The sequence below is a fragment of the Providencia sp. PROV004 genome, assembly GCF_011045615.1.
GTDB lineage: Bacteria > Pseudomonadota > Gammaproteobacteria > Enterobacterales > Enterobacteriaceae > Providencia > Providencia rettgeri.
This window is the reverse complement of record NZ_CP042859.1, coordinates 4,176,258-4,203,194: the sequence shown is the minus strand read 5'-3', so window position 1 is coordinate 4,203,194 and position 26,937 is coordinate 4,176,258. Positions and strand designations below refer to the sequence as shown.

General features: G+C 42.5%; 21 protein-coding genes, 1 tRNA gene and 2 pseudogenes. 18 read left to right on the top strand and 6 right to left on the bottom strand.

Going from position 1 to position 26,937, the window contains the following annotated elements:
- The first annotated feature begins 219 nt into the window (after positions 1-219).
- Positions 220-1,317: an LPS export ABC transporter permease LptF gene (gene lptF, locus FVA69_RS19370; protein WP_004907533.1), complete on the top strand. Its 1,098-nt coding sequence runs from the start codon at positions 220-222 to the stop codon at positions 1,315-1,317.
- On the top strand, positions 1,317-2,393 hold the full coding sequence (gene lptG, locus FVA69_RS19365; protein WP_004907535.1) for an LPS export ABC transporter permease LptG: 1,077 nt from the start codon (positions 1,317-1,319) through the stop codon (positions 2,391-2,393). The genes lptF and lptG overlap by 1 nt, the downstream gene beginning before the upstream one ends.
- 57 nt (positions 2,394-2,450) lie before the next feature.
- Here lptG and FVA69_RS19360 read toward each other — a convergent pair whose 3' ends face one another.
- On the bottom strand, positions 2,451-2,894 hold the full coding sequence (locus FVA69_RS19360; RefSeq protein WP_164529233.1) for a hypothetical protein: 444 nt from the start codon (positions 2,892-2,894) through the stop codon (positions 2,451-2,453).
- 202 nt (positions 2,895-3,096) lie between these two features.
- On the bottom strand, positions 3,097-4,320 hold the full coding sequence (gene ampH, locus FVA69_RS19355) for a D-alanyl-D-alanine-carboxypeptidase/endopeptidase AmpH (RefSeq protein ID WP_004907539.1): 1,224 nt from the start codon (positions 4,318-4,320) through the stop codon (positions 3,097-3,099).
- A 413-nt stretch (positions 4,321-4,733) separates the two neighbouring features.
- On the opposite strand from ampH, the gene FVA69_RS19350 reads away from it, so the two are divergent.
- Positions 4,734-4,818, top strand: a tRNA-Leu gene (locus FVA69_RS19350).
- A 1,133-nt stretch (positions 4,819-5,951) separates the two neighbouring features.
- On the opposite strand, the gene FVA69_RS19345 is transcribed toward FVA69_RS19350, so the two are convergent.
- Positions 5,952-6,605: a hypothetical protein gene (locus tag FVA69_RS19345; protein ID WP_206608470.1), complete on the bottom strand. Its 654-nt coding sequence runs from the start codon at positions 6,603-6,605 to the stop codon at positions 5,952-5,954.
- Positions 6,606-6,793: 188 nt separating this feature from the next.
- Between FVA69_RS19345 and FVA69_RS19340 the strand changes: the two genes are divergently transcribed.
- Complete coding sequence (locus tag FVA69_RS19340) at positions 6,794-7,459, top strand: AbiV family abortive infection protein (protein WP_164529232.1); 666 nt, start codon at positions 6,794-6,796, stop codon at positions 7,457-7,459.
- A 472-nt stretch (positions 7,460-7,931) separates the two neighbouring features.
- Here the strand turns inward: FVA69_RS19340 and FVA69_RS19335 are convergent, their stop codons facing one another.
- Positions 7,932-8,915, bottom strand: a complete 984-nt coding sequence (locus FVA69_RS19335) for a hypothetical protein (protein ID WP_164529231.1) — start codon at positions 8,913-8,915, stop codon at positions 7,932-7,934.
- Positions 8,916-9,199: 284 nt separating this feature from the next.
- Entirely contained in the window at positions 9,200-11,887 is a 2,688-nt protein-coding gene (locus FVA69_RS19330; protein WP_226693087.1) for an AAA family ATPase, read from the bottom strand.
- A gap of 276 nt (positions 11,888-12,163) precedes the next feature.
- Between FVA69_RS19330 and FVA69_RS19325 the strand changes: the two genes are divergently transcribed.
- The 14 genes and pseudogenes from FVA69_RS19325 (at position 12,164) to FVA69_RS19265 (ending at position 25,940) form a co-directional block, all read left to right on the top strand.
- Positions 12,164-12,304 (top strand): hypothetical protein, encoded by a 141-nt coding sequence (locus FVA69_RS19325; protein WP_164529230.1) that lies wholly within the window; start codon positions 12,164-12,166, stop codon positions 12,302-12,304.
- 477 nt (positions 12,305-12,781) lie between these two features.
- Positions 12,782-13,009 carry a hypothetical protein gene (locus tag FVA69_RS19320; RefSeq protein WP_164529229.1) on the top strand — a complete coding sequence of 76 codons (228 nt, stop codon included), beginning with the start codon at positions 12,782-12,784 and terminating at the stop codon, positions 13,007-13,009.
- Positions 13,002-13,904 (top strand): site-specific integrase, encoded by a 903-nt coding sequence (locus FVA69_RS19315; RefSeq protein ID WP_202983388.1) that lies wholly within the window; start codon positions 13,002-13,004, stop codon positions 13,902-13,904. Before FVA69_RS19320 ends, FVA69_RS19315 begins: the two co-directional genes overlap by 8 nt.
- 228 nt (positions 13,905-14,132) lie before the next feature.
- Entirely contained in the window at positions 14,133-15,401 is a 1,269-nt protein-coding gene (locus tag FVA69_RS19310) for a tyrosine-type recombinase/integrase (protein ID WP_164529377.1), read from the top strand.
- A 24-nt stretch (positions 15,402-15,425) separates the two neighbouring features.
- Positions 15,426-15,611 (top strand): helix-turn-helix transcriptional regulator, encoded by a 186-nt coding sequence (locus FVA69_RS19305; RefSeq protein WP_164529228.1) that lies wholly within the window; start codon positions 15,426-15,428, stop codon positions 15,609-15,611.
- 83 nt (positions 15,612-15,694) lie between these two features.
- Positions 15,695-16,033, top strand: a complete 339-nt coding sequence (locus FVA69_RS21475) for an AAA family ATPase (RefSeq protein WP_256372591.1) — start codon at positions 15,695-15,697, stop codon at positions 16,031-16,033.
- Between the two features lie 11 nt (positions 16,034-16,044).
- Positions 16,045-16,737 (top strand): AAA family ATPase, encoded by a 693-nt coding sequence (locus tag FVA69_RS19300; RefSeq protein WP_255456627.1) that lies wholly within the window; start codon positions 16,045-16,047, stop codon positions 16,735-16,737.
- 244 nt (positions 16,738-16,981) lie between these two features.
- Entirely contained in the window at positions 16,982-17,281 is a 300-nt protein-coding gene (locus FVA69_RS21870) for a FlhC family transcriptional regulator (protein ID WP_164529227.1), read from the top strand.
- 36 nt (positions 17,282-17,317) lie between these two features.
- Positions 17,318-18,091 carry a hypothetical protein gene (locus FVA69_RS19290; RefSeq protein WP_164529226.1) on the top strand — a complete coding sequence of 258 codons (774 nt, stop codon included), beginning with the start codon at positions 17,318-17,320 and terminating at the stop codon, positions 18,089-18,091.
- Between the two features lie 230 nt (positions 18,092-18,321).
- A pseudogene (locus FVA69_RS19285) lies at positions 18,322-18,672 on the top strand (type II toxin-antitoxin system RelE/ParE family toxin).
- Positions 18,669-18,951, top strand: a pseudogene (locus tag FVA69_RS19280) (helix-turn-helix domain-containing protein). The pseudogenes FVA69_RS19285 and FVA69_RS19280 overlap by 4 nt, the downstream one beginning before the upstream one ends.
- Before the next feature lie 426 nt (positions 18,952-19,377).
- Positions 19,378-22,899 (top strand): type I restriction-modification system endonuclease, encoded by a 3,522-nt coding sequence (hsdR, locus tag FVA69_RS19275; RefSeq protein WP_164529225.1) that lies wholly within the window; start codon positions 19,378-19,380, stop codon positions 22,897-22,899.
- Between the two features lie 66 nt (positions 22,900-22,965).
- Positions 22,966-24,588, top strand: a complete 1,623-nt coding sequence (locus FVA69_RS19270; protein WP_164529224.1) for an N-6 DNA methylase — start codon at positions 22,966-22,968, stop codon at positions 24,586-24,588.
- Complete coding sequence (locus FVA69_RS19265) at positions 24,585-25,940, top strand: restriction endonuclease subunit S (RefSeq protein ID WP_164529223.1); 1,356 nt, start codon at positions 24,585-24,587, stop codon at positions 25,938-25,940. Before FVA69_RS19270 ends, FVA69_RS19265 begins: the two co-directional genes overlap by 4 nt.
- An 86-nt stretch (positions 25,941-26,026) precedes the next feature.
- On the opposite strand, the gene FVA69_RS19260 is transcribed toward FVA69_RS19265, so the two are convergent.
- Complete coding sequence (locus FVA69_RS19260) at positions 26,027-26,836, bottom strand: GIY-YIG nuclease family protein (protein ID WP_164529222.1); 810 nt, start codon at positions 26,834-26,836, stop codon at positions 26,027-26,029.
- Between the last annotated feature and the right edge of the window lie 101 nt (positions 26,837-26,937).

The window sequence follows — 26,937 nt, the reverse complement described above, 5'->3', positions numbered from 1 at the left end:
TCACATTGTATGCTGTTAATCGCGATACACCATGAAGTATGGCGGGTATATCTGGTTTCTCGAATATTAAGCATGTTCTGATATTTCAATCAGTATAGATAATGCTTTTATATCATTCTAGCCATACAATAAACTAGAGTATATGTTAGTAAATGGCAGACATCGAACGAACTTAGCCATTTTCTTCCCAAAAGACAAGTTTTCACAGGCGTAATAAGCGTGATCATTATTAGATATTTGGTACGGGAAACCCTGAAAAGTCAGTTAGCCATACTTTTTGTATTGATGCTAATCTTTTTTAGTCAGAAGTCGATAGATATTCTTGGCGCTGCGGTTCAGGGCAATATTCCTTCAAACTTAGTACTTCCTTTGCTGGGGTTAGGTGTGCCTGAAATGGCTCAGCTTATCTTACCTTTGAGCCTATTTCTTGGGCTTTTGATGACCTACAGTAAACTTTATACTGAAAGTGAAATCACGGTAATGCATGCCTGCGGTTTAGGTAAAAGTGTTTTAGTGAAAGCTGCGTTAGTCCTTGCAGTCATTACCGCTATGGTCGCGATTGCTAATATTACGTGGATGTTGCCGTGGTCATCTCAATATCAAGAGCAGGTATTGGCTGATGCGAAAGCCAATCCCGGGTTAGCTGCAATGGTGGAAGGGCAGTTTAAAACCACTAAAGATGGCAACTATGTGCTGTACATCGGTGATGTAAAAGGTAACAACTTCAAGAATGTGTTTCTTGCACAGCTACGCGCCGCTAATGAACAACGACCTTCTGTTGTGGTTGCGGACAGCGGCTATATGAAAGAAGACCCTGATGGTCGACAAGTCGTTGTTTTAAATGAAGGTACTCGTTATGAAGGAACCGCGTTACTACGCGATTTTCGCATAACTGACTTTGTTAATTACCAAGCCATTGTTGATCACCAAACTGCAGAAACGCGTAGTGACCGAGTCGAGCAAAAAAATATGCTGCAACTGTGGTCTGAAAATACACCTGAGGTGAACGCTGAGTTTCATTGGCGTTTAACCATTGTTTTCTCCGTTGTCGTCATGGCTTTGATGGTTGTGCCGTTAAGCGAGGTTAATCCACGTCAGGGGAGGGTACTCAGTATGCTTCCAGCAATGTTGCTGTACCTCATTTTCTTTTTATTACAAAGTACATTGCGTAACAGTGCTGATAAGGGCGACCTTGACCCAAGGTATACCATGTGGGCGGTGAATGTGGGGTATTTGGTATTAGCGATAGTCCTAAATGCGTGGAATACCGTCCCAATGCGCCGTATGCGTCTTAAATTGAGTAAAGGGGTTGCCTGATGTTTGGTGTTTTAGATAGGTATATCGGTCGAACCATCTTAAATTCGATTTTAGTGACGTTATTTTTGCTCGTTTCCCTAGCTGGGATCATTAAATTTGTCGAGCAGCTTCGCAAAGTGGGCGATGGCGACTATACGGCATTGAGTGCAGGTGTATTCACCTTATTAACTGTTCCAAAAGATATTGATATTTTCTTTCCAATGGCGGCGTTGTTAGGTGCGCTCATGGGGTTAGGGGCACTGGCCTCACGTAGTGAGCTAGTCGTTATGCAAGCTTCTGGTTTTACTCGCTTGCAAATCGCATTATCGGTGATGAAAACGGCGGTTCCATTGGTCATTGTCGCCATGTTTATCGGTGAGTGGATCGCACCAGCGGGAGAGCAGTGGGCAAGAAATTATCGCGCAGAAAAAATCGTGGGTAATTCATTAGTTGTGACAGATGAAGGTATGTGGGCAAAAGATGCCAACGATTTTATCCATATTCAGCGGATTAATAATGCGACATCGATTCAAGATGTGTCGGTGTATCGTTTTGATGACCAACGTAAATTGAAGTCAGTGATGTTTGCTGCGAATGGCGAGTATGACTCGACAAATCAGCTTTGGGTATTATCTCAAGTGGACGAGTCAATTCTAAGTAGTGAGAAAAAAATTACAGGTTCACAGCGATTAACGGTTGATTGGAAAACCAATCTCACCCCAGAAAAACTAGGAATAGTTTCACTGAATGCTGACTCGCTTTCCATCCGTGGCCTATATCAATATGTCTCGTACTTAAAAGAAAGTGGCCAAGTTGCCGCGGTTTATGAGCTCAGTATGTGGAAAAAAATACTGGCGCCATTATCCGCAGCCGTCATGATGTTAATGGCAGTTTCATTTATTTTTGGGCCGCTGCGTACCGTTCCGATGGGTGTTCGTGTTATTTCAGGTATTGTGGGTGGGTTCTTGTTTTACGTACTCAACCAAGGGTTTGGTAACTGGAGCCTAGTTTATTCGGTACCACCCATTGTTGCAGCAATTTTGCCAAGTTTACTGTTTTTGATTGTTAGTATCGTATTATTAGTCAAACGAAAATAGTGATAGAGGAATGAGAGATAAAAAACGGTAGTATATTGAAAAAACTACCGTTTTTTATTATCCAAATAACGCATAACCTAATGCACTGATAAAGGCTACTATCCTTGTTTGCGGTTGAAATAACTTTTTTCTGGCACCTGGGATATTACTTTGGTCATCAATAGCTAAAATATTTTGGCGACTCCGGTTTGCTAATTGCTGAGCAAGTGAAAAAATTCCACCTTTCATACTATTTTGTCGTTTAAATTTAAAAGCCATCTGGCACTTTTCCCGATATATTCGTCTTTCTTCTTGTCGGCAAGCTTTGATAGCTTGTAATTCTGAGCCTTCGAAATACTTGTAGGGATATTGAATAGCAATAGACCTATTTTCTACATACTCTGGTTTTTTAGTACAATGGCCTTTAATACTATTTAAAACTTCTATCAATTCAAATTGGCTAATTTTGGGGTATTGTGTAGCCTGACAACTTGATGTTATCGCGTGGTTTTTTGTTCTCATTTTAGCTCCGCATGTGTTAATGGAAGGCTAAAAGATTATCGGTAATCTGAATGAATTGATTTTAAAAATGGATAGTAAAATTATCAAAAACAGCCTGAATTTATCAGGCTGTTGTCGCAATTAATGAGATAACGCGGGTAAATCCACGTTTTAGGGTCGGGGTGTAACTCGCCATTGTTTGTAACACTTCGGCGGTACTCCTTCAATGTTTCCCATACGCATGGTTAGTAGATAATGAGGCGACTAGTTCATTAACACCAATCGTTAATTTACTGAATTTACTGTTATCTTTGCGGGTCATTACCACAAATACCCCAATATTTTGCTGTGGGATCATCGCCATATAGGTGTTAAACCCGCCACCGCCACCTGTTTTTTGGTAAATACCAGGAATGCCATTTTTCGGTTTCATATACACCCACCCAAGGCCTAATCCATCAGCATGGCCTGCAACATCCATCCCTTTAATTTCTAAAAGTTTTTCACGGGGAAAATAGATGCCTTGTTCACGGGCTGCGGTGACTTTTCTTAGGTTACTGTCTGTCGATAAAAATTGCTGCATCCATTTTTGCATATCTGCAGGGGTGGAATACACACCACCACTTCCTGCTGCTGCAAGAGTGTTATGGCAAGGGCTGGGTTTCGTTCCTTCCATTAACCGCGCGCATTGTGCATTATTGGGGGTGTAAGTGGTATTCGTCATTTTGGCGGGAGAAGTAACATAGTGGTTAAATAGCTGAGGGTAAGAGACTCCTGAAGCTTTAACCATCGCATCTGCCAATAAGTCATACGCTAAGTTGGAATAAGAAGCTTCTGTTCCCGGTGTTGCATCTAACTTACCTGTTTTTAGCCAGGTCCAGCGGTTATCTTGAGTTGGCCAAATAAAAACAGGACGTCCCCATTTCCCACCGGGTTGTTCGCGAGGTAAGCCACTGGTATGGCTTGCTAAGTGATATAAGCGAATAGGTTGCCCGCTGGCATTATCAGGAACAGTAACGCCATGGTAAGCGTATTGTTGTAATGGGTCCGTAATTAGTAGTTTCTTATCTTGTTCAAGCTTAATTAATATTTCGCTTGTCATTAATTTTGTAATTGATGCAATGCGAATTAATGAGTTTGGACCAGGTTTTTTACCATTACCCGGTGCGGTTTCACCATAATAACGCGATAACGCCTGATTATTATCGATAACAATGATAGCCATGCCCCGTGCATTGCTTTCATTAAAAATGCGATTAGCGTATAAATCGACAATCTTAGCGACGCGCTCGTAAGTCCTTCTATCTCCCTCAAAAACTTGCCAGTCAGAGGATTCAATATCATTACTTTGCAAAAACTTTGGTGCTTTTTCTGTCTTACTTGAACATGCCATTAACACTAAGGATAATGCAGATACAGACAGAACTTTTAGAAATGATTTCTTCATGTTGGAAGCCAGCCGATATGATTGTTTGCAAATGGCCTTTCAGCCATATTATTTTTTCTTCGCGAAAATCTTCATTACCACACCAATTAAGATGCCAATAAAGATACCTGTTGCTATCCACCCAACAAAACCCATGATTAAACCTTAAATATTGACATTAGATTGCAGATAAACTAACAAAAATAATGACCTGCCGCCAGTCACAGAGCCTCGTGATAAGAAAAATAATTTGGGAGAAGTTAACATACTCATTAATAGATATATAAACAAAAGAAGCTTTCCTTGTGATTTTATAAGATCTAAGGAGTATGCTTTTTTTTTAATCGAACAAACCGTATCTTCACGAATAAGTGTTGCCAGTAGGCACAAGGCAAGTATAATGGCAGCGTTTTCCAAGAAACACATCACTTCGTGCCGGAGTGGCGGAATTGGTAGACGCAGTTGATTCAAAATCAACCGCCTTCGGGTGTGCCGGTTCGAGTCCGGCCTTCGGCACCATACGCAAAATTAAGTCACCTAAGGGTGGCTTTTTTTGTGACTAAAATCAGTGAATTACTTCTTTTCTGCTCATTTTTCATTCTCTTCGTATCTGATGGTATCTGCGGGTATATCGCATAAAGCGGGATATAAATATGTATATCCCAAGTTCGATTTAGGGCGATATACAGTTTTGTTTGAAAAATGGCCTTTTGTGCTTTGTATTGCAAAGGTGATGGATGGAAGTGAACATTAGTAGTGAGAATTGATTTTACCGATAGCTCAAGAGCATGTATGACCTCTGTTCGGTAAACCACCTCTAGTGCCCGGCATCAGTCTGAGGTCGACTCGGGATTCTGTCCTGAAGACGATGAGGAGGTATTCAGTTGCCTCTTGAGGTGCAGTCAAAGAAATTGCCTTTAGCCCGTTTCAGTTTCAGGAGTCGGATATTACGAACGAGAGTATGAGAACTCTTATAGTCGTGAATATAACTATATTGCGATTTACAGCTCGAAGTATTTTTACCCACCACTGGCTCTTTCCACGCGTTGTGAGAGTTACCCTGAACAGATTAAATCCCAGCTAAAAGAAATTTCAGCACAATTGCCAGGCCATCGTCAGGCCGCGATTAACGCACTACGAACTACATTAGAAATCGTTCTCGACTATTTTAAAGTACCCACGAAGCGGAAAATCACTATCTAAGTCTGGATAAGCGCATCTCACTGATTTCAGCGCCTTATAAGTATGTTAAATCCGGATTCAGGGCAATGAAATGGCTCGGCAATACAGGCAGCCATAACCTCAAAGAGGTATCAGATTAAGATATTGAAGGAGCATGCTTGATGCTCGATGATTTTCTTCTTCGAATTTTCAGTAAACCAACTGATCATAGTGAAACAATTTCCCGGCTAACCAAAAACCATGCTCCAAAAATGAGAAATGAAAAGCAGTAACAATATTTCTCACTTTTAAATATCCAAATACAGGGCAAGATCATCCCATTACGGAGCTAATCCAAATGTCCGTTCTTCGCTCATAGCAGCCCTTCCCCGTATCCGTCAACTCTGTGCCAACAGCGGACATTGCTGGCACATGGTATGTTAGTTTAATGGGGGCAGGTCATCTCTTTACATTAAACCCATGCCATTGAATTATTTTTTGTCTGTTATTGCGCTGATCCCCCTTATTGTGAACCTCTTATCACCATTGAAATATAGAGGGGATTTGAAATAAGGACCATCTTTAATTCTTGTTGCTGTACTTATTAGATCCCCGATTGCTTTTTCGAGCCCTTTATCCGCAAATGCTATCGAGTCATCACCTATTGGATAGCCGGGCGTTGTAACTGTACACGGTATATTAGGGTGATTAACACAATCTAATAAGTATTTGTAAAATACATCTTTAGGGATGACTAATCCAAACTCGCGCCATGCATATTTTTTCCCCCAATAGTAATCATTTTGCACAGCGTAATTTACTCTTGAATCATTCTTGCCTTTGTTTTCATCATGCTTTTCTCTTGAAACTAATTTTGCACATTCGTAGCTAATATATTGATTAACTACAGAGGACTTCGATACACAAGATATATCTACCATTTTAACTCCACCTGCTTCGGTAAATCCTATGTTGTATCTTTCTCCAGGGACTAGCTCGTTTTCAAAGTTAGCTTCGAATTGATAGGTTGTATCTGTTGTTGCTGGCTGGAATGTGTGTAGATAACGACCATTACCTAAATCATGTTTCTGGTAGTTCGTAACAATCAGGTTGTGAATTGTTTTTAAATCTCTCGATTTCATCATTTGATCCATTTTATAAAAGTGTATCGGTAAGCTTACCCCACTATCATACATCCGTACGCAGTGAGACTGAAAATAAACCTATATCAGATGACATATATCAGTAATGTAATTGAGGGGTAGAGTATCTAGCTTTTCAGCAGGAATGAAATGTCCTAAGATTGATGAAATTTTTAACTCGAGCAAACGTTATGGCAAAAAAGCTAGAGCAATGGAAAAATAGACTTGCCGTTGAGAAAATTGTAGAGGGCATGAATGCTGCATCATCTAATGCGCGAAGGCTTCTGAACGATGCATCTGCTTTATTTGATTTAGAACGCTATCCCTCTGCTACCTCTCTAGCAATCTTGGCTATAGAAGAAGCAGGAAAGGTGTCAATACTTCGAGAGATGTCGCTGTTGAAAGATGGCAAAGATATCAAACAGATTTGGCACAGGTATCGCTCACATACTGAAAAAAATATGATGTGGGTGTTTCTTGATGCAGTTAAAAAAGGCGCCAGGAATCTCAACGATTTTTCACCAATTTTCAGCGATGAATCAGAACATCCCTTTGTATTGGATCAATTAAAGCAAATATCATTTTATACGGATTGTCTTGGTAAGGCACATTGGTCGATACCAGACAATGTAATCGATAGAGATACAGCTATAAGCATCATAGAAGCCGCTAAACCCTTAGTGTCGTCAACATTACACACAGTCGAGGAGGTTGAACTCTGGGTGAAGTACTTGGGGCCTGTGTGGAAAACTGATGATGCTCTTAAGCGTGAGGCATTAAAAAGTTACTTCGATGCCATGTCCGCAAAAGGACTACTTTCAAATAAAACTGCCGTCTCAGCATTCTTAAGTATCTGAATCAATATTTCTTTAGGGATATTGCTGTTGGCGCTGCGAGAGACCTGAAATGGTTGATCTGCTCCCCGTTGAACAACACGCCGCAATGTTGTTAACGTGACTGTTTGGCTACGAGATCAACTGCGAACTTCTGCTCCTCGCTCACAGCGGACCTCCAGCCCGGTTAGCTTGTCCGCTACGTGCCAGAAACAGACGTTGCTTATATTTGCCTGTATTAATCAATGTGGAGTAATTCAACTTTCTATTATGGAGGTGGTGTCCACTGTTTTCTCTAAGCAGACCACGTTCCCTTAACAAAATATTGGTGCAAGAAACTGACATTGACAGGGAGGCTATGTTATATGTCATTGACTTGATAAATAAAATATAAGCCTGATTATTTCAAGCTTATATTCATGGTTTAATTTTCTAACTTAACTTGATTATGGGAGGTGCATTTTTTAACCATGACGTATTAATAATAGTTTCAACTTCATTCAATAATGCCTGGTAAAGCATTAAATCCAGTTGGTCGAAAAAAGGATAATCTTTGCTGATGAGAAACTAAATCTATCTTCACCATGTGATGATAGTTTTTTTCAATGTTTTTAGAATATAATGAGTAAAAAAGATTTTCTGTGTTAATTTCCACAATGATTCCAGACATATCTAAGTCATAGCATTTCGCTAATGCTTTCAATTTTGGTGAGATTTTACTCTCTTTAAACTTTTCATTATATTCTGGCTGAAAATATCTTATCAAAGCAGCTTCGATCATATTAATAGATTGATTTTGGTTTGGGCGGTTTTTTAATGCCGACTTAAATCTCTTGTCATCGCTATCCGTATCATCAGTTAATCCAGACCTCCCATCTAAAGATGAGAATATTTGTTCATGCTCAAAGGCATACATAAAAAGCATGATCTCTTGATCTGGCTTGTTATAAAGCGTTTGCGCCAATATCTTTTGTAATTTTGAATGGTTCCTTAAACGTTCAACTGCATTCCTGCTGCCATTTTTACCTACGGCTTGTCCGATATAAAGAACCTCATAGGAGGACAGATCTGAATAGCAATCTAATTTACTTGAATAGAACGTGGCAATGATAGATGCAGAGATATACGTTACCTCTTTCCCTTCATTATTTATACTAATAACCTCTCTGAAAGGATAGTTACATATTATATCAATTGCATCGTCTTCTAATATCCAGCTGTATTCAAAATGGAACTTGCTTTCTTTACCATCTATTTTGTATCCTATCTCTCCTGTGAGGGTGTTTTTCTCATGCTTAATTGTATTATCAATAAAATAAAAGCTTGGGCGAGCGCATATAAAATATATATGACATTTTGAAAGTTGTTCTTCTTGAGCTAAATTAATTTTTGCATCAGACGTCAGTTGCTGAGCAGTAACCATTGCTGTAAAACTATTTAAGTATCCAAAAGCAAATTCGTGTATGAATTTTCTTTTCATTCGAAATATCCTGTTTAGAAATGAATAAAATTAGTTATTTATAATAATGCTCTATTGAGTTCAGACTTACCATTTAAAAAACTGATATGCTCCCGTTGATTAATAAGCTGTAAGGTTAGCAATTCCTCCATCGGCTTTGAGAACAACTGCGAACTTCCGTTCCTCATTCGCAGCGGACCTATCGTGGTTTAAAAAAAAAACTCATGAAGTGGCCAACTTTATTGACCACATCATATGGCTCTACCTATGCAGAACCACATAACACGAGGGATTTAGTACTAACCTTAACCCACGGCCTGATCGAGTGCCTCGATTGCACCTATCATGGCTTCTACAGTTGCTCTGTCAAATTCTGCCCTGTCGTTTTCATCATGCGTACCTTTATTGAGATATCGCCATTCACGAGATTCTCCGCTAAAACCAGTCAAAACAGCGATGGGAGAAAATACGGCATTTTTATTTGGGTCATTAAAATCGGCACGACCAATTTGTTTTTTCAATTGATCTGAGAGATTACGTAGCTCAATCGGTGCATTTGCTGACCTTAGTTTAAGACTGAGGTTACCGTCACCGTGCTTGTTTACATAACGCCATACCTTCCCCTTCATCAACGATTCAAGTGACTGCCTGCATTTCGTCAGCGCCTCCCTAATTTCATTACGTCCATAATGACTTCGCGCTGAAAGAATATAGTTTCTGGGAGCACAGTTAAAATCCACGCGGATATGTAATTCGTCCAGACGTGGTAAAAAGCTGAAAGTTTTCGATTGTGCAGCTATTGGGGCTGGCAATAAATTCTGTATGTCTTTGAAGAACTCTTCTCCGTGGCAGGCTAGGATGATTTGCTTATCTGCAAAGAAGTCATCTTCAAACAGCGTTCTTCTAATAGACTCTCTGTGATCGTCATCAATAGCATTCACCGGATCATCAAATATCAAAAGTGGACATTGCTCACTGATGTTTTTTGCCAACAAAATAGCTAACCCTATGCAGCGTACATGCCCCTCACTGAGCACATGCAGAGCATCAAAAAATTGCGTGGGGTTGTTCTGAAATGCCACCTCCAGTCGCTGATTCTGCATCAGGGGGAGTTTGATACCAGCGAGCTTTTCTCCTAGAGGGTCATTACGATTGAATGCATTGTACAGAGTAACAATGCTGTCTCCGAGGTTTGCAACCAACTGCTGAGGCAAGCCCTCTTTATGGGCATTCAACTGCAATACGAAACGGGTATACGCTAATGAAATTTCTTTGTTTTTTCTTACAGTGGATTCCTCAAGTGCAACCTCTTCAATAAGCTGCCTGTTTTCCGTATCAAAGTTGCCAATCAACAACTGAGCCGCAGCTATGGCCCTTTCTGTCGCACTTCTTCTTGTCTGCAATATTGTTATCTGGCGTTCTGACTCACGCAGACCCACAAGATAACGCTGCCGTGATTCCCGCAATTCAGCAGCTGCTTCTGTTTTTTTATCTTCTTCTTCCAACTGTAGCACCTGTTTCTCTAGAAGAGACCAGGGAGTTATACCATCGCCTGATGGTTGATGCAGTTCACGCCACAAAGTGATGCCATTGTCTTCCCGGAATCTTTCGAGAACATTTTCATGAGGAAAAAACTGGCAACAGGTGCCGACAACTTGCGAGACGCGGTACATCTGCTGGTTGAATGATTGTTCCAGCTGAGCTATTTCACCCTGTAAGGCTGACAAAAACTCAAGCTTCAGCAATTCCTCACTGGCATGACTGTAGGGGTTTTTTGTAACTTGCTGGAGTGGAGTATTGCAAGCAGGGCACTGTTCTGGACTGGTGCTCTGTAACTGGACGACTGCTTCGAATAAACTTTTAAACGAAACCTGCAGACTCGCCTGTGCCAATTGCTTCTGTTTGCCATCCAGATCCGCCAATACAGTTTCAACATAGCCACTTAAGTCCTTCAACATCACACAGGTCATGTGACTCTTGCGCGGAAGAGGGGTCAGTAACTCTGTCTCAAGCTGTCGGATGGCCCCGATATTTTGCTCATCCCCTTTTAATTCAATCATCATCTGCTGAAAAGAGAGGCCCTCGCGGTAGGCAGAAGCCAGCGTCTGTTCCTCAGAAGCCAATCCTTCAAGATCCGTCTTACCAGCTTCCAGTTGCTGGATGGCCCCCTCGAGTGTACGGCGTTTTTCTGCCAGTTGAACGGCTTTTACGCCTGTCAGATCGATGTATCTGGCATCAATCTCCGCAGTAAAACCTCGGACAAAATCATTGAATGCATCCAGCCCGAATAACGTTGATATTAGTTCAGTCTGCTTTGCCGGGGCCAGCGCCGCAATTCTTGAAAAGCTGTCGATACGGTTTTTTTCAACAAAGCAAAAGCGGAGCTGTGCTTCGTTATCCTCAATCGCCACGTCCTGCCCTTGAGCTCCAACACCAGTAATCACTGGTGCAGAAAATTGATTAACGTATGCATTTCTAAAATAGTCGGTTTGATTACGAAAGCGTTTACTTTCAGCCTCAGCAACGCTGCCTAATAATGTATATTCAAGTGCTTCGCAGAAACTGGACTTCCCGGTACCATTGGGCCCATAAATCAGCACCAGACGCGAATCCAGATCAAATTCCTCCTGTCTGGCAAATCCTCTGAACGGTCCAACGGACAGCCTTCTTAGCCGACTAAACGTGGAGACGCGTTCGGAGTTCTGCTCAGGCAGTGGCTGGACTTCCAGGCTGAGGGTATCCCAGGCAGGCTGCGCCAGCTCTACGATACGCCTAATCCGCTGGCCTTGCGCGGTACCTAACGGGATAATACTATCCATATTATCCCACACTAGGTTCGCCATTTTTCTGACATCGCCGGGTACATCTGCTGTGTCTAAATTTTGGAAAAAACGCAAAAACTCGTTACTGAGCATAATGAATCCTTTTTGACTTGTTGTTTTCTCTAGTTGTAAGGCAATGATAGAAGATACACTTTCAGCTTGTGTATTCACATAATCTGCAAATCAAATATCTGCAGTTCCGCTCTCGTGTTGAACTGAACCCTGATGAAGACGGGATGAATCGCCACGATTTCGATAGTCATGCCAACGTCCGCTCCCGCTCAAAGCTGCCCCTCACTTCTTTAACAAAGGCTCATTTGCATATCAAATGACTCCCAAATGACAGTCATTTGATATGCAAATGAGCCTCAAATCGCGGTCATTAAAAATCATGGTGTTATAGGTCGCCGATGCAAAAAATTTCATACGCCTGAAGGCTTACAAAAAATGCATCGCCTGAAGACTCACTCGATCAAGGCTTTTACCCCCAATGACGCTATGCGTTATATAAAGAAAAGGTCTGAAGGCCTTGAGGAGCAAGGGCTGAAAGGGAAAATGCGCAACTTAATTGATGCAACGTTGATTTAGTTATTATTTTTTACTAACTTATAAAGTATACGAGCCGCTCACGAGAGCTGTCAGGGCTAATACTGACAACATGAACTTCTCGATGGCAATGCTTGGCCGATAACAAGCACATAACTTCGCTGTAACGGCAAAACCTGGCCAAAACAGGTATCAAATTTATGGCATTTCTAACTTTTTAGTAAGTTACAAATACATGCCTTAACTCTATCAAATCTATGACGATGCACCCCCATTGTATCAATTTTTCAATACAATGATGTTTTATCAGCATTTTCTTAACTCTATTAAATCTAACGCAGACCCCAAATCTGATGGGGACCTATTCCTGCGATAAAACTTCACCATTATACATTCCAGGGCGAGATCAGTCCGAGCCTGCCTAAAAGAAGGCTAACTGGGGCGAACAGGCGCTATGCATCATGGCATTCATAGTGGTCGCTGGTCATAGGCCAGATGTTCTTACAATGAGGAGGAATTATGTTTGATGCAGAGAGGGCAGTCAGGCAATTGCAGGAAGAGACACGGCTACGCAGAAAGAAACCTTACCGGCGTAACCAATCGCGTTTGGACAGATATCGGGTAGAAATTCTTGCATTGAAACATCACGGTGCTTCTGCCGCTGAAATTCAGCGTTGGTTAAGACAGAAAAGAGTCTGTGTCGTTTTAACGACAGTTACACGCTGGCTGGAGAAAAATTATGGCTAGATTTTCAGCCAAAAAATCGGACCGTGAAATTGCAAAACGTCAGGCTGCTAATGTCATGAAATCCTTGCAGGGACATATTTTCCAGTCTGTCGGTACAGTCAGAAATTATCAGACAGCACTAACACGTATTGGGCTACATTTTAGAACGCATAATGGCGTGAATCTGCAGGATATTACACCTGAAATGGCAAACCAATACTTCGACAGTAGGGCTGCTTCTGTTGGCCAAAAAAGCCTGGATATGGAGCGTCAGGCCCTACAGGCGATGATGGTACACCTGACTCGAGTTTTGCCCGATGGCCACACATTGAGAGTAGTACGTTCTCTGCATAAACAGTCGTTGTCATCCAGATCCTATACATCAGAACAAATTGAAATTATTGCATCCCACCAGTCAGACAAAAACCGGTTAGCCACTCGTATTGCCTATCAAGCAGGATTACGCAGTCACGAGTTGTTTTCTCTGCGTGAATGGCGGTATCGCGAACCCAGTGTCCGGCCTGCGTCAGATAAAAAATTTATGGGGCGGGGCGGCGTATCATACACAGTGCATGGTAAAGGCGGATTGGTTCGCGAGATCAAATTAGCAGCAGAATTAGCAAAAATGCTGGAGAGCAGGCGATTAGCAGAACCGGTAACAGTCACGGACCGAGGTATTCATTATCAGCAATTTTATGCGATCTCTGCGGGCCAGGCTTGGAGTCGGTCATTCAGCAATGCCAGCACCAGAGCATTAGGATGGTCAGCGGGGAGCCATGGAACGCGACACAGTTATGCCCAAGCGCGCATGGCCGAGCTACAAGATTATGGATGTTCCTATGACGAGTCACTCGAGGTGGTGAGTCAGGAAATGGGCCATTTTAGAGCAGAAATCACCAAAACTTACCTTAGGTGAAAAGAATTTAAATCTTTTGTTTTGTGTTTATTGCTATTTTTGTGGTGTTATTTGCTATTTATTGTTAGTTTATTTTTATTAAATACCTTGTTTGTTTGGCTAATCAATATTTTACGATTTATTTTTTAAAAGTGCTATTCGACCCTGGTAACACTCGTAGTAGCTTGGATATGTGGCCAGTTATTAACAGATTTGTTCGTATCTAAAAATACAATCGGAGAATTGATGATGTTGCTGACAGATGCATTTATAAAAAAACAGCTAAGGGAGTTAAACGCTAAAAAATTAGCTGGAGAGAGTATCGAAAAGGAATTGCGCTTGTCCGATGGTGGGGGGTTATATCTACTGCTCAAATCCAGTGGCAGTGCTTATTGGCGATTACGTTATCGATTTCAGGGTGAAGACCGTTTGACTTCATTTGGTGAGTATAAGTACATTCCTTTATCTCTAGCTCGTGAAAAACGCGAAGAGTATAAAGCCAATATTGCAAGAGGAATTGATCCCCGCGGAATAAAAGAGCAGGAAAATGTATTAACTTTCCGAGAAGTGGCCATGCAATGGCACGATAGTAATAGGCAGTGGTCACCAGAGCATAGTCGGCGTATTTTAAAATCCCTGATGGATGAAGTTTTTCCTCAGTTAGGTGAAAGCAGTATTAAATCCCTTAATGCGCAGAAGCTATTACAGCCTGTAAAAGTCATTCAGGCATCAGGGCGTTTAGAATTAGCATCGCGTATTTATCAACGCATTAATTCTATTATGACACTGGCGGTTGACAATGGATTATTGGAGTTTAATCCCATTGCCCATAAATCTGGTGCATTAATAAAGAAGAACACAGTCCATCGCCCGGCTCTGGAGTTAGAAAAAATACCTGAGTTACTGAATCGAGTTGATGAGTATAAGGGCCGAGAATTAACGCAGCTGACAATTAAATTCCTGTTGCATACTTTTGTCAGATCGAGCGAAATGCGTTTTGCCCGCTGGAAGGAATTTGATCTAGAGAATGCAGTATGGACCATTCCCTCTATCAGGGAAGAAATACCCGATGTGAAATTTTCATATCGTGGTTCGAAAATGAAAACACCTCATATTGTGCCATTGAGTGATCAGGCACTGAAGTTAATTAAAAGCATTAAGGAGTTCACCGGAAATAGAATATTTGTCTTTACCAGTGATCACTATCCAAAAAAACCAATGAGTGAAAATACCATTAATCATGCATTACAAACGATGGGGTATAACACCAAAAAAGAAGTTTGTTCTCATGGATTCCGTACTATGGCATGTAGTGCACTTATTGAGTCAGGAAAATGGAGTCGGGATGCCATTGAACGACAGATGAGTCATCAGGAAAGAAACAATGTACGTGCGGCTTATATCCATAAAGCTGAGCTTATTCCGGAAAGAAGAAAAATGATGCAGTGGTGGTCTGATTATCTACAACAAATTCATCATGAATTTAAGCAGCCTTACTCTTTTAATACTAACAAATAATTTACTTATATAGAGAGGTATATCATGGATAAGTTATTATCATTTAATCAGGTTATGGATATCACAGGTTATTCGCGACCACGTATTTATGAGTTGATAAAGTTGGGTTTATTTCCAAGGAAAATAAAAATAGGGGCAAGTAAAGTCGCTTTTATAGAAAGTGAAGTGAATGACTGGATTCAGAATAAGATAGCCACTTCTTTACGATAATCTAACTTCCAAAAAATAACTGTCTTTTTTGGCAGTGGGTAACTATTGCCAGAATATAATTAATTTTAATATGGATATCAGAAATGAGTCATGTAAAAAATAACAGAAACAGACATGAACACGTCATCAATAAACTACCCATCAGTGTAGGATCGGCTGGCTATGATAAACAAAATAGCTATGTAATGAAAAATTATATAACGGAAAATTCTTTATGTAGTATTTACGGGCCGAGTGGATCATATAAAAGTTTTCTTGCTATATCTTGGGCGTGTCATATCGCAACCGGTATTGAGTGGTCTGGTAATAGAGTTAATCCGGGTGTTGTGATTTATATTGTAGGTGAGGGGGGGATAGGTGTCAGTCGAAGAGTAAAAGCATGGGAAAATATATATGAAAAAAAGTCAGTAACCTTATATTAGTCAATCGGCCGGTGTTTCCTGCCGATCCCTCAGAACGGCGTGATTTACTGAATGGGATAAAATACATTGAAGGGAAATGCCGATTACCCGTCAGATTGATTATTTTTGATACGCTAGCACGTTGTTATGGCAATCTGGATGAAAATAACTCGAAAGATATGGGGAGTCTGATTGTTGGATGTGATGCGATAAAAAATGGAACATCAGCCAGCGTCCTTCTTGTACATCACTCGGGTAAAGATGAAACGAAAGGTGCCAGAGGCTCAAGTTCATTAAAAGCGGCACTGGATGTTGAATTTAATGTGAAAAAAGATAAAGAAAACCAATCGCTAATTTTGTCCTGTACCAAAATGAAAGACGCGGAAGAACCAAAGAGCCATGCTTATAAATTGTATGAATCAGAGTTATTTATAGATAATGATGGTGAAAGGATTTCTTCTCTGGCGGTCATTGATTATGCTCGAGAACCAATAAACCTATACCCCGAATTATCACATGTTTCAAATCTGAGCGATAACCATAAAGTAGTTTGGGAGATAATTCATAAAAACTCTTCAAATGGTGGTATATGTACTAAAAAAATGCTTCGTGATGATTTGAAGCAACGGGGTATTGAGGTTAAGCACTTTCATCGATGGGTGAAAAAATTTATTGATGATGGGATGTTGCTAGAAAATGATGAAGAACTACTACTCGTAAGATAGCAAGTGTTTACATATCTACATGATATAAATGATTTTTTATCGGGAATTGAGATATAAGATTTATCAGCTTTTTGTGTGATAGAGCTTTTTTCCTGCCGCCTCATTACATTCGTTGGCCAACGCCTCACGACCGGACAATAAATTGCCCTGCCGTGAGGCGTTTTGCTTATTGGCTTTGTGTAGCTAACGCCATCTCCTGTTGACAGGACTTCTGAGTGAGGTTCTGGTTTTATGTGATTTGAAGATGGATACGGTTGAATCGACGAACTGCATGACTATCTATCTGAGGATCGCAAAATATCCGGAAAAAGCTTCTGATATCAGAGGCATAATCACCGCATATGAAATCTACCAAAACCTATGCCAAAAATTTCGACCTAGAAATTCCTCTGATATGATTATAGATGTAAATGCGGCATGGATACTGGCCCGTGACTATAGGACTGAGGAAATAAAGATGGTGACGTGTACTCACTGTAATCATCACTTCATATCACCCTATGATGAAAAACCTAAACACAAATGTCCGTTCTGCGATAACTGAGCAGACCGTATAGAAAACAAAAAGGTAACGATGACGATGAAAAAACTGATGGTTCTAGCAACGGCTGTAATCTTGAGTGGTTGTATCGGGGGGAACAAAAACGAGATCACTCCGATGCCAATAGATAGCAATCCTTCTATCGCATTGCAGTATGCTCGTGCGATGAACCTACGTTTGATCACTGACTATGAAAAAGGTCAGTACGTCATTTTCAATGAGAATACGGGAAAATCATTCCGGCCACTTAAAGAGCCGGTTGTTGTTGGTCAAAAAGGTGAGATGAAACAATCGGGTAACGGATCTGCTGATGTGCTGGCGGGCTTTATAACTCACACCGCCTTCATCCCTGCGCTTAGTGTTTTGACTGCTCGTACCCCGGTTCCTTATTCAGACGGACTAGCAAGAATTGCAACATGGGGAGGCGGGGATCGTGCTGAGAACACCAAAAAAGTGAGTGAACTTTTAGAACAAAAATTACCATTATTTAATGGTTTTTCAGACACATCGGTTTGTACGGATTCAGATATAGGGTATGTAACAACTACAACAAAAAACATTAATGCCAACGGCACATTAAGCGTTATAGATTTAGCCACACTACCTAAGCCACCCTACAATGCACCGGCAATAGTTCAGCCATTAGTTGTTAGTAGTTGTTTCAATGTATTGTCTCAGCGCAAAGATAATGAGCAAAACGTTATTGATTTCAGTGAGTCATTGGGCGAGCAATGGGCTATTTTTGTACCGGGTAGCCCACTAGGTCAGCCGGTTGTTTACAAGGATGGCAAGCCATTCTATTTCGTTAAATAAGAATTAAATTTGAGCATAAACACCCGTAGAACGCGGGTTTTTTTATGAGGAAAACATTAAATTAAGGGCTAAAGGAGGTGCGGTTTCCAAACTTGGGCATAACTCACATCAGCGTATCGGTGTGGCGTAGTGTGAAGCGGCGCATATGGTAATCCCACGCACTTTCTCTTAATAATATAATCTTTAGCTTATATTATTGTTCTATAAGTCATAGCTTATAAGTGGATGGTATGTTGACAGTATTTTTTAGCCAACGATTTGATGACTGGCTGAGCGAACAGGATGACGCGATTCAGGAAAAAGTGCTGGCGGATTTGGGCAAGTTACAGATGTATGGCCCTGAATTACCCAGGTCCTATGCGGATACGCTCAAAGGTTCGCGATAAAAGAATATGAAGGAGCTGCATATTCAGTTTTCCGGGCAGCCGATACGCGCATTTTATGCTTTTGATCCTATTCGCCGGGCGATTGTGCTTTGCGCCGGGGATAAGAGCAATGACAAACGATTTTATGAGAAACTGATCCGTATTGCTGAAAATGAGCTTGCCGCGCACCTGAAAAATCTGGAGATAAACAAATGAGAACACTCGATAATGTGATTGCTGCACGCTCTCCTGAAAGCCAGGCCAGAATCAAAGAGATGTTTGATGAAATGATCCTTGAGGTCAGCTTGCAGATGATGCGTGAAGAGCTGCAGCTTTCACAGAAGTATGTGGCGGAAATGATGGGAGTTAGCCAGCCATCATCCAGCTGGAGCAGTGGGGTAATGATCTGAAACTTGCCACATTGAAGCGATGGGCGGTAAGCTCAGTCTGGATGTTGAATTACCCACTGGGACGCGCATCGCGTTTCATATCTGAATCATTTTTCCCTTAACCGATAGCTCATTAAGGCGATACGCTCCTGTCGTTCCTTTCTCCCCGTACAGTGAATCAAGCTCTATACGGGGAATGAACCTCGTCGCCATGTGATTCCCCATTTTCTTTCCCTATAGGCACGCAATCTGGGGAATAAATTTAATCCATTGTTAATTAAAGATTTTAACTTCCGGTCTATGGGCTGTATCTTGTCGTGTTTATCGATAAGAAAAGGGGATTCTGTCGGGAAAATGTTGGGCAATGATCATCTTTGGTATTATTTCCTACGATATTGATGTTTAAGCAAGGTTAATCTCTTGATTAAAAACAGTACAGTGCTATGATTTTGAGAGATATTTCCCAAAATCGAACTTTTCAGCCGGTGCTTGGCAGCAATAAGTGACGGGTGATTGCGAGAGGAGCCTGACGTTGACCACCTCGATTCCCCCTTTATCAGCGAACTTTGCTTTTCTGGGAGAGTATGACCCGCTTTTTGTGCAGATAACCGCAACGGCTGAGCAGGTGTTTGCCAGTGACCCGAACACCACGCTAATGAAACTGCGGCAATTTGGTGAAGTCCTTGCCCAGAATATTGCTGTTCGGTTAAATATCAGTCTGGAAGATAATCCCAGCCAGCAAGAACTGCTTTATCGACTGGACAGAGAACTACAGATCGACCCCGCCATTCGCCAGCTGTTTCATACCTTACGTATCGAAGGGAATAAAGCGACCCATCAGTTCCAGACCAAACACCGGGAAGCCATGGATGCCTTGCGCATCGCCCGAGCCTTAGCCATTTGGTTTCATCAAACCTTTGGCAACGCCGGAAGTGGGTTTAATCTCGGCCCCTTTACCGCGCCTCACGATCCCAGTACTCAGTTAACCCAGTCCCAGCTCGCCATTGAAAAGCTGAAACAGACGTTGCTGGCCACCAACCAAAAGCTAGAAAGCAGCGAACAGCTACAGGCGTTACTCAAACAGCAAAAAGAAGAGTATGCCCAACTGGCCGAAGCGATGGATCAGGAGGCGCAGGAACAGCAAACCCTGCTGAAAATCAATCAGCAAGATTTGCTGTGCTTGCAAAAGGAGTATGACGCTAAGTTAAAGGCGCTTCAGGAACAGCTTGCCCAACAGGCGCAACAGGTAGTTACCGCTCAGCGTAAAGAGTTTAATCGTAAGTCCAGTTCAGCCCGTAAGCAGGTGATGACCGAAGAGCTGACACGTATTCTGATTGACCAGCAGCTTAATGAGTGGGGCTGGCTAGCAGATACTCAGGAACTGACCTACCAAAAAGGCGCTCGCCCAGAAAAAGGGGTTAATAAAGCCATTGCTGAATGGCCCACCTCATTGAAGGGTGAGCGTGGCAGAGCCGATTACGTTTTATTCTGTGGGCTAATCCCTATCGCGACGGTTGAAGCAAAAAAGAAAAATGAAAACGTCGCCGGAAAAATTCCCCAAGCTGAGCGTTACAGCAAAGGCTTTCAGTTTGATGCCTCCTTAACGCCAGCCTGGAAGGAAGAGGGGTTAACTGTAGGCTGGGATGACGGTACCGGAGAGGTGTTCCAAATCCCCTTTGTATTCTCCTGCAATGGACGCCCTTACATTAAACAGCTGGCAGAGGTTTCCGGGACTTGGTTCCGGGATGTTCGCTCTCCAGATAATACCCGCTACCCGTTAGAGAATTTTATTACACCTGAGGGGCTGATAGACCGCCTCCATCGCAGCCGGGCTGATGCCGAAGCCAAACTGCATAATGAACCTTTTGGCTACCTTGGCTTACGTGATTATCAGGAAAAAGCGGTTAAAGCGGTGGAATCGGCCTTGGAGGACGGGGCTCGTGAAGCGCTGCTGGCGATGGCCACCGGCACCGGTAAAACCCGCACCATTATTGGCCTGATCTACCGCTTTTTAAAAGCTGAGCGCTTTAAACGAGTTCTGTTTTTGGTTGACCGTTCAGCCCTCGGGGAACAGGCTCAGGATGCCTTTAAAGAGGCTTCATTAGAGCAAAACCAGACCTTATCGCAGATCTACAATGTTGCTGAGCTGGGGGATATGGCGGCTAAAGCGGAGACCCGCGTTCAGGTGGCTACGGTGCAGGCGATGGTCAGTCGTATCTATCGTTCAGGTAATCCGCCCGCGGTGGATACCTTTGACTGTATTATTATCGATGAGGCGCACCGGGGATATACCCTCGATCAGGAGATGACCGAGGGTGAACTGGCTATCCGTGATAATGCTCAGTATCTCTCCAGCTATCGTCGGGTGCTGGATTACTTTGATGCGATAAAAATTGGCTTAACGGCTACTCCAGCCAAGCATACCAGCGAGATTTTTGGTCATCCTGTCTATACCTATTCTTACCGCGAAGCGGTGGCGGAAGACTGGCTCATCGATCATGAGCCGCCGATTCGCTATACCACATTGCTCAGTAAACATGGCATTCACTTTGATAAAGGGGATGAGGTCAGTGCGATTGATACCGAAACCGGTGAAGTGGATACCAGTGAACTGGAAGATGAGCTCGATTTTGATATCGAGGCCTTTAACCGCCGGGTGATTACCGAAGAGTTTAACCGGGTGATTTGTGAAGAGCTGGCGAAAGAGATCGATCCTGCCGGGAATGAAAAGACGCTGATTTTCTGCGCCACCGATGCCCATGCGGATATGGTTAAACGCTTATTGGATACTGCGATGGGCGATATCCATCCTGATTTTAACCAGGCCGCGATACAAAAAATCACCGGTAAAAGCGATCAGGTGAGTAAGCTGATTAAATGCTTTAAAAATGAACGTTATCCGAGTATTGCCATTACGGTTGACCTCCTGACCACCGGGATTGATGTCCCACCTATCACGCATTTGGTGTTTTTGCGGCGCGTGAAGTCCCGCATCCTCTATGAGCAGATGATTGGCCGGGCAACACGGCGCTGCGATGAGATCGGTAAAACCGTATTCTGGATCCACGATCCGGTAGATCTCTATGCCACGCTGCAAGATGTCAACACTATGAAACCGCTGGTAAAAAATGCCGGGGTCAGTATTGAACAGCTGGTTGAAGAGCTCGCCAATGATGATGTGCTGGCCACCGCCCTCAACACGCCGGGGAACAGCGCCACGGAAACGCAAGCGGATAGCCTGCTTAATCAGCTGAGCCAAAAAGTGATGCGGGTGCTGCGTAAAGCCGAAAGCACAGCCGACAGACAGCCGGAGGTGCGTGAAAAATTAAATGAGCTGGAAGCCTTATGGGGAGTTGAACCCAAAAATCTGCATAAGCATCTGCATAAAATCGGCCCGCAGCAAGCCTCCGTGTTTCTAAAACAGCACCGTAATCTGATTACGCAGCTGGAAGATGTAGGGGCATTGCTGGGCAGTGAATATCGCCCGGTGATCTCTGACCATAAAGATGAGCTGATCAGTAGAGAGCAAAATTACGGTCGCTATCAGAAACCGGCGGACTATCTGCAGAGTTTTACCGAGTTTATCAAAAATAACCTCAACCAGTCCGCAGCCTTATCGGTGGTGGTAAATCGCCCGCGCGATCTGACGCGGGAGCAGCTTAAAGAGATCCGCTTATTACTGGATGAGGCGGGCTACAGTGAGGCTAGTCTGCGCTCTGCTATTCGCACGGAAAGCAATCAGGATATTGCTGCCACCATTATCGGCCATATCCGCCAGGCGGCTCTGGGTGAATCTTTGGTGCCGTTTGAAGAGCGCGTTAAACAAGCACTGGATGGCATCTATGCTCAGCATCGCTGGACCATCGTGCAGAAAAAGTGGCTGGATCGTCTGGCTAAACAGCTGGTACATGAAGTGGTAATGGATAAACACTTCGTAAATCAGTGTTTTTCTGATGCCGGAGGCGCGAAGAGAATCAATGTGTTACTGGATGATCAGTTAGACAGTATCCTTGAGCAAATGAACGACACCTTGTGGGCTCCAAAAACCGCCTGATCGTGCTATCCTTTCCCGTAATTTTTCAGCAAACAGGCTGGGTTACCAGCCTTCTTCGGAATACCTATGAGCAATAATAACGAAATCGTCCAGAAACTCTGGAACCTGTGTGATGTACTGCGTGATGATGGCATTAACTACAGCGACTATGTCACTGAGCTGGTATTACTGCTGTTTATCAAGATGGTGCATGAGAACACTGAAGCTGAGACACTGGATAAACACACTCTGCCAGAAGGCTGCCGCTGGACAGATTTAAATGCGAAATCCGGTATTAACCTGCTGAATGATTACAAACAAATCCTGCTGAAACTCTCTACCGGTAAAGATGCTGAAGGCAAGCTGGTGCATGCAGACCCGCTGATTACCGCGATCTATGCCGATGCACAGACCCGTCTGCGTGAGCCACGCCATCTGGAGCAGTTGATCCGATCTCTGGATCAAATCGACTGGTTTAGTGTCCAGAAAGATGGTCTGGGTGACTTATATGAAGGTTTACTGGAAAAGAACGCCGGTGAAACCAAGTCCGGAGCCGGGCAGTATTTTACCCCGCGGGTACTGATTAATAGCATGGTTAATTGTATCAAACCCCAGCCGGGAGAAGTGGTGCAAGACCCTGCGGCAGGCACCGCCGGTTTCTTAATCGCTGCGGACCAGTATATTAAGTCTCACACCGATGACCTCTATGATTTGACGGCCAAAGAGCAGCAGTTTCAGAAAAACAAAGCCTTTGTCGGTATTGAACTGGTGCCTTCTACCCGCCGTCTGGCGCTGATGAACTGCTTGCTGCACGGCATGGAAGGGGACGATCAAGGGGTGGTGCATCAAGGCAATGCCTTGGGTATGGCCGGTCAGGCGCTGGCGAAAGCCGATATTATTCTGGCTAACCCGCCCTTTGGTACCGCGAAAGGGGGCGAAGCCAGTATTACCCGGGACGACCTCACCTATCCCACCAGTAATAAGCAGCTGGCCTTTTTACAGCATATCTACCGCAATCTGAAACCGGGTGGCCGTGCGGCCGTGGTTTTGCCAGATAACGTATTGTTTGAGGCCGGAGTCGGCACCGATGTGCGTCGAGACCTGATGAATAAATGTAATCTGCATACTATCCTGCGCTTACCCACCGGGATTTTTTACGCCCAAGGCGTGAAAACTAACGTACTGTTTTTCACCAAAGGTACCGAGGCGGATAAATACCAGGAAGAGAACTGCACGCAAAATATCTGGGTCTATGACCTGCGTACCAATATGCCAAGCTTTGGCAAGCGTACCCCCTTCAATGAAAACCATTTAAAACCTTTTGAAGGCGTTTTCGGTGACTCGCCCAACGGCAACAGCCAGCGTCAGGAAGGGGAGTGGAGCTTTAACGCTGAAGAAATTGAGGCCCCTGATACGGCTGAAAATGACAATGTGGCCGAGCGCCTCACAACCAGCCGCTGGCGGGTCTTTACCCGGGAGTGGATCCGCGACACCAAAGGCGATTCGCTGGATATCTCCTGGCTACGGGATAACAGCAGCGTCGATGCTGCCAGCCTGCCAGAGCCCGCCGTACTAGCTGGAGAAGCCATGAGTGAACTGGTACAGGCCCTAGGTGAGCTTGATGCATTGATGCGGGAGTTAGGGGCAGGGGAAGAGGCTGACGCGCAGAAAATATTAATGAATGAAATATTTGGGGAACAAGAGGCATGAGTATTGATAAATTCCCTGATGGATGGACTCAAGTAACTTTACAAAGTATTGCTAGTTGGGGCTCTGGCGGAACTCCATCTCGGAGCCAGAGTGAGTATTATAATGGTGAAATTCCATGGATTAAAACCGGCGATTTAGGCCCTAGAATTATCACTCAAGCCAGCGAATTTATAACCGAAGCTGGTGTTAAAAACTCGAGTGCTAAATTTTTCACTAAGGGTTCGGTCGTCTTAGCAATGTATGGGGCGACTATTGGGAAAACGTCAATTTTAGGTATTGATGCAACTACTAATCAAGCCTGCGCTGTCGGTACTCCTACTGCAGGAGTTACTTCTAGTGAGTTTTTATATTATCTTTTACTTAATGAGAAAAAGGCTTTTATAAAAAAAGGAAAAGGTGGGGCACAACCCAATATTTCTCAGGCTGTTATAAAAGAACATACTGTATGCCTACCTCCTACCGCCGAGCAAAAAATTATCGCCGATAAACTCGATGACCTTTTGGCTCGCGTGGAGAGTATTAAAACCCGGCTGGAAAATATCCCTGAAATTTTGAAAAAATTTAGGCAGTCGGTGTTGAGTGCTGCGGTGAGTGGGAAGTTGACTGAAGTTAATGCAAGTGATTATAAAGAAGTCAGTTCCGTGGCTAAAGTCATTGGCGGCTTAACAAAAAATGGGAAACGAAACCAAATTTCTCAGCAATTTCCATATTTAAGAGTTGCAAACGTTTATGAGAATGAACTTAGACTTGATGACATGTCTGTTATTGGAGTACAAGATAAAGAGTTAGATCGAGTTCTTCTTCATGATGGGGATATCCTTATTGTTGAGGGCAATGGAAGCTTAGATCAAATTGGTAGAGCTGCAATATGGAATGGTGAAATAGAAAATTGTGTTCACCAAAACCATCTGATAAAAGTTCGAGTTAATGATGATATTAATAGTAAGTTTTTACTTTATTATTTTATGTCACCACAAGGGAAAACGGAAATTGTTTCTAAAGCAACTTCCGGTGCTGGTTTATATACTTTAAGTATATCTAAAATATCATCAATAAAAGTTCCTATTTACACAGTAACAGAGCAGGTAAGCATTGTTAATGCTATTGAAAAATTATTTTCATATGTAGGCTCTATCGAAAAAATATTTGATAATACATTATCGAAAATAAATAATCTTACCCAATCCATCCTCGGCAAAGCTTTCCGTGGTGAATTAACCACCCAGTGGCGTGAGGAAAACCCCGAGCTGATTAGCGGGATTAATAGTGCGGAAGCATTGCTGGAAAAAATTACCGCTGAAAAACTGGCGGCTGGCACGATAAAAAAACGCGCTAAAAAGTCTTCTCACTAAAATCAGCCCACGTTAGTGGGCTATAATAAAATCATTCTCTTGATGAAATGGCTATAAAAACTATCTGTCATTTTTATAGCAGTCAGTTAGTTAAGATTGTAGCCATCAATGCGTGATCCTAAAACATTTTTCCAATAGGATTCTCTGGCATAGACATCATCTGCACTTGAATTAATATCCAATACTTCCAGTATTGTGAATGTGATATCATGCATTCTGGTCTTTTCTTTAAATAAATCAACTAAGCCAAGATTACCACCATGACCAGATTGATAATATTCGACCCACCGTTGCCATATACCATTAATGCCATCAGCCTTTCCTATATATAATTTCCCTGTTTTAGTATCGGTGAGAATATAAATACCTTTAACCGATTTTAAGGCCGTTTCCCATGAGTTGATATTAAGTTCAATAATTCTTTCTAATTCATATCTTGTCAAGCTTGTTTCTTTGTAACTTTTAAATTCTTTGAATCCTAATTTTATTGGTTTAATTTCAACGATATTTAAATCATCAGAAAGTGTTTCTCCAAGCAAGTAAGAAGTTCTACCTCTATAAGAACTTGATACATATAATCGGCCACTATACTCCTCTGTTTCTTTCACCGGCAGAAGATCATAAACATAGTTTATACTGCTGTTATGATTATGGTTAGAACGTCCATTTTTAATATAAAGACCTGCGAATAACCATCGTCTTCCTGATTGTATCAGTGAAACGACAAACTTTTTCTCAAAGTTTTTCTTGTTTTGATATTTTTGCCAATTATCGAACTGACCAAATCTATAGACGTTTAGAGGGTTTTCAGTACCATTGTATCTTGCGAGGTGTATTTTTGATTTTGTATGATCAAACTCAGGATAAACGAGCTTTATATATTTAAATAGTTGCATGCATCACCTTTTTTATAATGATGTTAAATTAAAAGCATCCATAATGCTATTTTAGCTGTGGGTAATGGTAATGTCGAACTTTATCTATAACGAAGGGATTT